Source organism: uncultured Campylobacter sp., from assembly GCF_938031315.1.
GTDB lineage: Bacteria > Campylobacterota > Campylobacteria > Campylobacterales > Campylobacteraceae > Campylobacter_B.
Window position 1 is genome coordinate 1 of record NZ_CALHHT010000192.1, and the last position, 7,322, is coordinate 7,322.

The 7,322-nt window shown below is 47.2% G+C and carries 7 protein-coding genes; all 7 read left to right on the plus strand.

What is annotated here, in order from left to right; genetic code table 11:
• Positions 1-188: 188 nt before the first annotated feature.
• Positions 189-926: a spore coat protein gene (locus tag Q0236_RS05000; protein ID WP_297915704.1), complete on the plus strand. Its 738-nt coding sequence runs from the start codon at positions 189-191 to the stop codon at positions 924-926.
• A complete protein-coding gene (locus Q0236_RS05005) occupies positions 910-2,100 on the plus strand; it encodes a multidrug effflux MFS transporter (protein ID WP_297915706.1) in 1,191 nt (396 codons plus the stop codon). Before Q0236_RS05000 ends, Q0236_RS05005 begins: the two co-directional genes overlap by 17 nt.
• A gap of 112 nt (positions 2,101-2,212) precedes the next feature.
• Complete coding sequence (gene thrS / locus Q0236_RS05010; RefSeq protein ID WP_297915708.1) at positions 2,213-4,036, plus strand: threonine--tRNA ligase; 1,824 nt, start codon at positions 2,213-2,215, stop codon at positions 4,034-4,036.
• Complete coding sequence (gene infC / locus Q0236_RS05015; RefSeq protein WP_005871062.1) at positions 4,033-4,554, plus strand: translation initiation factor IF-3; 522 nt, start codon at positions 4,033-4,035, stop codon at positions 4,552-4,554. Before thrS ends, infC begins: the two co-directional genes overlap by 4 nt.
• A 314-nt stretch (positions 4,555-4,868) precedes the next feature.
• Entirely contained in the window at positions 4,869-5,060 is a 192-nt protein-coding gene (gene rpmI / locus Q0236_RS05020) for a 50S ribosomal protein L35 (RefSeq protein ID WP_005871089.1), read from the plus strand.
• A gap of 98 nt (positions 5,061-5,158) precedes the next feature.
• Positions 5,159-5,515 carry a 50S ribosomal protein L20 gene (rplT, locus tag Q0236_RS05025; protein WP_297915711.1) on the plus strand — a complete coding sequence of 119 codons (357 nt, stop codon included), beginning with the start codon at positions 5,159-5,161 and terminating at the stop codon, positions 5,513-5,515.
• Between the two features lie 128 nt (positions 5,516-5,643).
• A partial coding sequence (locus tag Q0236_RS05030) for a spherulation-specific family 4 protein (RefSeq protein ID WP_297915713.1) occupies positions 5,644-7,322 on the plus strand: 1,679 nt, incomplete at its 3' end.

The window sequence follows — 7,322 nt, forward strand, 5'->3', positions numbered from 1 at the left end:
GAAATTATGCGCTTTTGCTGCTTCCTGTGCTACAAAATTCCAAGATCATAATAAAATTCTGTCTGATAGAATTTTAAAATTTAGCCCCGCCGAATTTATGTAATAAATTTTATGCGGACAGATGAAACTCTATGAAATAAAACTTGCAAATTTAGCTCTTTCTAAAAAAAATTCGCTAAATTTATCGAATGCAAAATTTTAAAGAATATGTAAATGAAATTCTAAAAAATCATCCTGGCGAGCGCGTCACGAGCTTTAGTTTCGAGGGCGAGAAATACTGGCTCAAGCAGCCGGAGCTGCGCATCCGCGGCGGATTGCTTACGAAAATATTCAAAGCAAATCCGAAAGCCGCTTTCGATTACGAAGCGCTAAAATGCGAGAGCCTGTACGCAGCCGGCGCGCCTGTGCCGCAGCTGGTGCTGCGAGACGAGAGCTTTTTTGTACTCAAAGACGGCGGCACGCCGGTGGATGAGGTGCTAAAAAGCTCGGATGAGGTATCTTGCGTGGCGCTTATTGAGGGCTATGCAGCGGCGTTAGCACAGCTGCATTCGCGCGGCTTCATACACGGCAGACCTGCGCTGCGCGACGTTTTAGTAAAAAACGGCGAGATGAAATTTATAGATTTTGAAAATCGCGGCGAGCGCGATGATCTGCAAAAAGCCAAAATGCGAGATTTTTTGCTTTTCTTCTATGATCTTTGTCGCGAAGGTCTGAGCGAAGGCTTGGTGCGCTCTGGCATTTGCGCCTACGCCTCAAATGGCGGGCAGGACGTAGTGCAAAGTGCGTGGGCTACGGTACTTGCGCTGCGTCCGATATATTTTATCGCTAGGCTTTTGCCGCAAAAATTTAAGGATCTAAACGCGCTCGTGCGCACATTTGAGCTCTGCCTAAAAATAATTGAGAAAAACGATGATCAAACAAAGTAAATTCGCTAAATTTAAGCTGGTGATTATACTCGCCTATATGTCCGCTCTGGCGCCCTTGTCTACCGATATGTATCTGCCCGCGCTGGAAAAGGTAAAGGCAAGCTTTGCTACGAGCGAGTTTTACACTCAGCTATCGGTTGCGAGCTTTTTCATCGCTTTTGCGCTAGGACAGCTCGTTTATGGACCGCTAAGCGATAAATTCGGTCGTAAAAAGCCGTTATACGCGGGCATTTTGCTTTTCATATGTGCGTCGCTTGCCTGCGTGAGCTTTGATAGCGTTTATGCGTTTATATTTTTTAGATTTTTGCAAGCTTTGGGCGGTTGCGCGGGAGTGGTACTTGCGCGAGCGGTAATTAACGACAAATTTGAGCTGCACGAGGCTGCGGCGATGTTTGCGCTGATGATGGTCGTGGGCTCGCTCGCTCCGATGCTCGCGCCGACTTTTGGCGGATTCGTGCTTGAGTTTTTCCCGTGGCAAGCGATTTTTACGATCTTATTTGCGCTTGGAATTTTACTTTTCATATTCATATTTTTCGGGCTCGATGAAAGCGCCGAGATAAAAAGCGACGCCGCGATAAGCGCAGCGGCCGTGGCGCGGGACTACGGCGAAATTTTACGCAACAAAGAGTTTATGAGATACATCCTAGGCTTTGCGGTTGCGATGAGCGCGCTTTTTGCCTATATAACCGGCTCGAGCTTTATATTTTTGGATTATTACGGGCTTAGCGAGCGCGCTTTCGGCGTAGTATTCGGCATAAACGCTCTTGGGATGACCTTGGTATCGGCGCTGAATGCCAAGCTCGTGCAGAAGCGCGAACCCGCAGCTTTATTAAATTTCGGCCTAATCGCGATGTTTGCGATGAGCCTGATTCTGCTCGCATGCTCTATGCTCGGCTTGCCGTTTGTATGCTTTGAGCTCTCGCTTTTCGCACTGCTTTCATCGCTCGGCTTTATCGCGCCAAACGCCACGACGCTTGCGATGGCGCTGTTTAAAGGCGGCAGATCCGGTGCGGCCTCGGCGGTGCTCGGAACCACGCAGTTTGCGATCGCAGGAGCGGTATCTTTTATCGTAGGCGCCGTGAGTGCAAACGAGCCGCTTTTGCTTGCCGGCGTGATGATCGTCTGCGCACTATGCGCCAACGCGATCTACTTCGCTATGCGCGAAAAAAGATGAAATTTACAAATTTAATATTTTTTAAATTTATCGTTAAGGATTGATTGGCTAAAATTAGCTCTCGTTCTTTCAGCGTAAGAAAGACAATTCGGTAAAAAGAGGAAACGAGCCAATGAGCGATATTATCGCGTATAAATTTAACGGTGAAATTTACGATACTCAAAGTATCGGCGAGCACGCAGGCGAGGCGCAGCCGATATATTTCGATAACTCTGAGGACGCGCTAAAGGTGATCCGCCACTCCTGTGCGCACCTTTTGGCGCAGGCGGTGCGCGAGCTCTATGCGGGCGCTAAATTTTTCGTAGGACCGGCGATCGAGGATGGGTTTTACTACGATATCCGCGTCAGCAAAGATAACGGCGAAAAGCTCGGCGAAGAGGATCTAAAGACGATCGAAAAAAAGATGCGAGCGCTCGCCGAGGCAAATTTAGAGATTAAAAAGATAGCCTCCACCAAAGAGGCGGTCGCGAAAAAATATGCAAACGACGATCTTAAGCAAGAGGTTTTAAAGCGTATCCCCGACGGCCCGGTTAGCTTATACGCGCAGGGCGAGTTTGAGGACATCTGCCGCGGCCCGCACGTGCAAAATACGAAATTTTTGAAAAATTTCGCCCTTACACGCATCGCGGGAGCGTATCTCGGCGGCGACGAGAAGCGCGAGATGCTAACTCGCATCTACGGCGTCGTATTTGCCGATAAAGATAGCCTTAAAAAGCACCTTACGATGCTAGAAGAAGCCAAGAAGCGCGATCACCGAAAGCTCGGAGCCGAGATGAAATTTTTCACCTTCGACGAGCAGATCGGCGCGGGACTTCCGATCTGGCTTCCTGCCGGCACGAGGATGCGTATAAAGCTCGAGGAGCGCCTTTATAGGCAGCTTCGCAAGCGCGGCTACGAGCCGGTGCGCGGTCCTGAAATTTTAAAATCCGACGCGTGGAAGATCAGCGGACACTACAGCAATTACAAAGAAAATATGTATTTTACGACGATCGAGGAGCAAGAATACGGCATCAAGCCGATGAACTGCGTCGGTCACATCAAGGTTTATCAAAGCGAGATCCGCTCATATCGCGATCTGCCGCTTAAATTTTGCGAGTACGGCGTCGTGCACCGCCACGAAAAAAGCGGCGTCTTGCACGGACTTTTCCGCGTGCGCGAGTTTACGCAGGACGACGCGCATCTGTTTGTGATGCCGAGCCAGATCAAAGAAAACGTCTATGAAATTTTAGATTTCGTGGGGCTTTTGATGAAAGCCTTCGGCTTTGAATACGAACTTGAAATTTCGACCAAACCGCAAAAGGCGGTCGGCGACGACGAGGTTTGGGAGATCGCGACGAAGGCCTTAAAAGACGCGCTTGACGAAAAGGGCTTAAAATACGGCCTAGACGAGGGCGGCGGCGCTTTTTACGGACCTAAGATCGACATCAAAATCACCGACGCGCTCGGCCGAAAATGGCAGTGCGGCACGGTGCAGGTCGATTTTAACCTGCCTGCGCGCTTCGAGCTTGGCTACATCGACGAAAATAATGAAAAAAAGCAGCCCGTGATGCTGCATCGCGCGATTTTGGGAAGCTTCGAGCGCTTCGTGGGGATTTTGCTCGAGCACACCGCGGGCGAACTTCCGTTTTGGATCTGTCCTACGCAGGTATCGATCGTGCCGATCGGCGAGGCGCACGCAGACTACGCGAAAGAAATTTTAAATTTGCTGCGCGAAGCAGACATTGACGGCGAAATTTTAGATAAAAACGAGACGCTAAATAAACGAATCAGAACGGCTGAAAAGCAGAAGGTGCCGCTCATCATCGTCCTAGGCGATAATGAAGTTTCGGCTCGCAGCGTGGCTCTGCGCGATCGCAGGGCGCGCGAACAGCGAAATTTAGGGCTGGATGAGTTTTTAAATTTCGTAAAAGCTAAATTAAACGAGGTGAATTTTTGAGCAGAGAGAAAGAGGTTTTTCTAAACGAGGACATTCCGGCTAGCGAAGTCAGGTGCATAGGCGACAACGGCGAGGTTTACGGCATAATTTCAAAGGCGCAGGCGCTGCAAATCGCCGAGCGAGAGGGTGTGGATCTGGTTTTGATAGCGCCCGATGCAAAGCCGCCCGTTTGCAAGGTCATGAACTACAGCAAATTTCGCTATCAGCAGGAAAAAAAGCTCAAAGAGGCGAAAAAAAAGCAAAAAATCATCGAGGTCAAAGAGATCAAGCTGTCCGCCAAAATCGCTCAAAACGACATTAATTACAAAGTAAAACACGCGAAAGAATTCCTTAGTAGCGGCAAACACGTCAAGCTTCGCGTATTTTTAAAAGGGCGCGAGATGTCAAGCCCGGAAATCGGCGTAAATTTGCTAAATAAAATTTGGGACGAATTTTTTGCAGAAGTTGCCGATCGCGATAAGGCGCCTGCGCTGGAGGGCCGCTACGTAAATATGCTGATCACGCCGAAAAAGGCGTAGCGTAAATTTAGCGGTATTTTGCGCTGCGTGCGGCAAAATTTTAAAATTTCGCGCTGTTTCTTTGCGGTACAGCGCGTAAATTTAAGCTAAATAGCGTAGTTTTAAAATTTAATGCGGGCTAAGTTTATCTCTAAATTTAGCCCTTTAAATTTGTATAAAATTTTTCATATCAAGCGAAATCGAATCTTAATCGAGCGGTAAAATTTAACTTTAAATTTATCTTGCGTTCATTTAAGCTATAAAATTCCTTAAATTCAAATTTTTCAAAGAAACTTTATTATATACTTCCCATTCACTTTAAAAAAAGGACGACCATGCCAAAGATGAAAAGCGTGCGCGGTGCCGTCAAGCGTTTTAAAGCGGGCAAAAACAAGATCAAAAGAGGCTCAGCGTTTCGCAGCCACATTTTGACGAAGATGTCTCAAAAACGCAAGAGGAATTTGCGCGAGGCCCAATACGTCGATTCTACGAACGTATCTGCGGTTAAAAAAATGCTTTGCAAATAGTGCGAAGTTAGTTTTTGACGAAAGTCATTCAAACTCCCCTAAATTTATGGATTTTAGGGCAAGATCCCCAAAGGGACGCCAATTAAGAAAGGATTAATATGGCAAGAGTAAAAACGGGCATCGTTAGACGCCGCCGTCACAACAAGGTGCTAAAGCTTGCGCGCGGATTTTATAGCGCAAGACGCAAACATTTCAGAAAGGCTAAAGAGCAGCTAGAAAGAAGCCTCGTTTACGCCTTCCGTGACAGACGCGCGAAAAAACGCGATTTCCGCAGACTTTGGATAGTGCGCATCAATGCAGCTTGCAGACTAAACGATATCAGCTATTCTAAATTTATAAACGGACTTAGAAAAGCGGGCATCGAGCTTGATAGAAAAATTTTAGCAAATATGGCTATGAATGACGCCGAAGCTTTCGCAACCGTCGCGAAGAAGGCAAAAGAGGCATTAAAATAAGCTTTAAAATTTGGCCGTCTTAAGGCGGCTAAATTTTTAAATTTCGACAAAGCTTTTAATTTTAAAAGCGCGTCCGCAAATTTGTCGAAATTTAAGAATTTGGGTAATTTTATTTGAGGCGGTGCAGAATGCTAAAGTCTTTGAAAAAAATCGTATCTCTTGCGCTTGTCGGTGCAGCAGGGTTCGGCTATGCGAGCGAGCAGAATTCCTGGAGCTATGCAAACGCGCAAAAATCACCTTCCAACAACACTTCCCGTTCCGATGTAATGAGCGCTGCGGATAGCTTGGGCGCGAAATTAAGCAGGCGCGACGCGGCTAGCGATAGCTCCGCGAGCGACGAGTATGAAAACTCATTTCGTATCAAGCTCGAGTACGCAAGGGGCTTTGCCAAAAAGGGCTCATATTCGGGCAGGCTTAATAATCAGCGCGTTATGATGCCTGCGTTTCGCTGGACGGGCAATAGCGGCGTAAATGCCGAATTTTGGAACGGCATTACCAATATAGGCGGCGCGCTGGTTCCTTATGTGGCTTTCGGTTCATACGAGGCGGCGATACCGGGCGATCAAACCACGCAATATCTGGTCAGAAGAGAAGAAGACGCAGTTCAGATGAAGCGAAATATCGCGGCGGGAATATCAAATTTAGGCTATACCTATACCAAAAATTCTACTAGAAATCTAAATTTAGTCTATGCCGATATCGATAATTTCGTAAATTTCTACGGCAGAGAAAATATCGCAGGATACTTTATCGACGAAGTCAATACCGAGAATAATCCCGCAACTATTGCCTATATGGAGAGTATCTACAATTATATCAAGACTAAATATCCGGGAATGCTCGTTTTGGCGAACAACGGCTGGGGCGTGCGCGACGCCATAGCCCCTTATGCGGACGTTTGGATGCTGCAAGAGGTGAGCGCGGACGACTACATAAACCACTATCGTCCTAGAACCTCTGAGTTTGAAAAAGACCCCGCAAATTCCTCTAAAATTTTGCACGTCATATACAACGCAAGACCGGATCAATACGACGAGATCATAAGATTATCTCGCGAGCGCAACGCGGCAAATCTATTTATCACCTCCGATACGAATGCCTATCCTAGCGGATATGACGATCTGCCTACCTATTTTGAAGCGCTGATGCTGGCGATCAATAATTTCACGCCTAAAAACGGTAGCCTGTTTTCGCAGGTCGCAAGAGGCGGCAACCGGGTAGGCATCGAGATGCCGCGCTCGAAGGTCGATCTGGATCTTACAAAGCTTGCAAGAAATTCCGCTTATAAAAATTTAGCCGATACCGACGGGCAGGAGTTTAACGTAAACGTAAGCGCGATTGGAAACTACGGCGGGGATTACAAAGACCGCTCGGGTGGCGTCAAATACGATCACAAGAGCGACGGAATTTTACTCGGAGCCTCCAAGAGAGTGGATGATCTTACGCTGGGCGTGATCTTTGGGTATCAAAAATCGGACGCTTGGTACGAGGGTAAATTCGACGGTGTCAAAGAAAACATCAAATCCTACGAGTTCGGCCTGGCGGGCAGATACGACTTTAACGAAAACGTGGATTTGGCGGTAAATTTAACTTATTCGACAAACGATCATAAATTTGAAACCAACAACGGATTCGGCGCTATCCACGGCGCGAAATACAAATCGCAAATTTGGGATTTCAGTACCAGAGCTGGGTACAAATTCTTATTTGAAAACGGCTACATTAAGCCATATTTGGGACTTGGAGCGATTAGAGTGAACGAAGATGCGATCTCCAGGCTTAAATTTAGCTCCGCTTCAAAAACCGC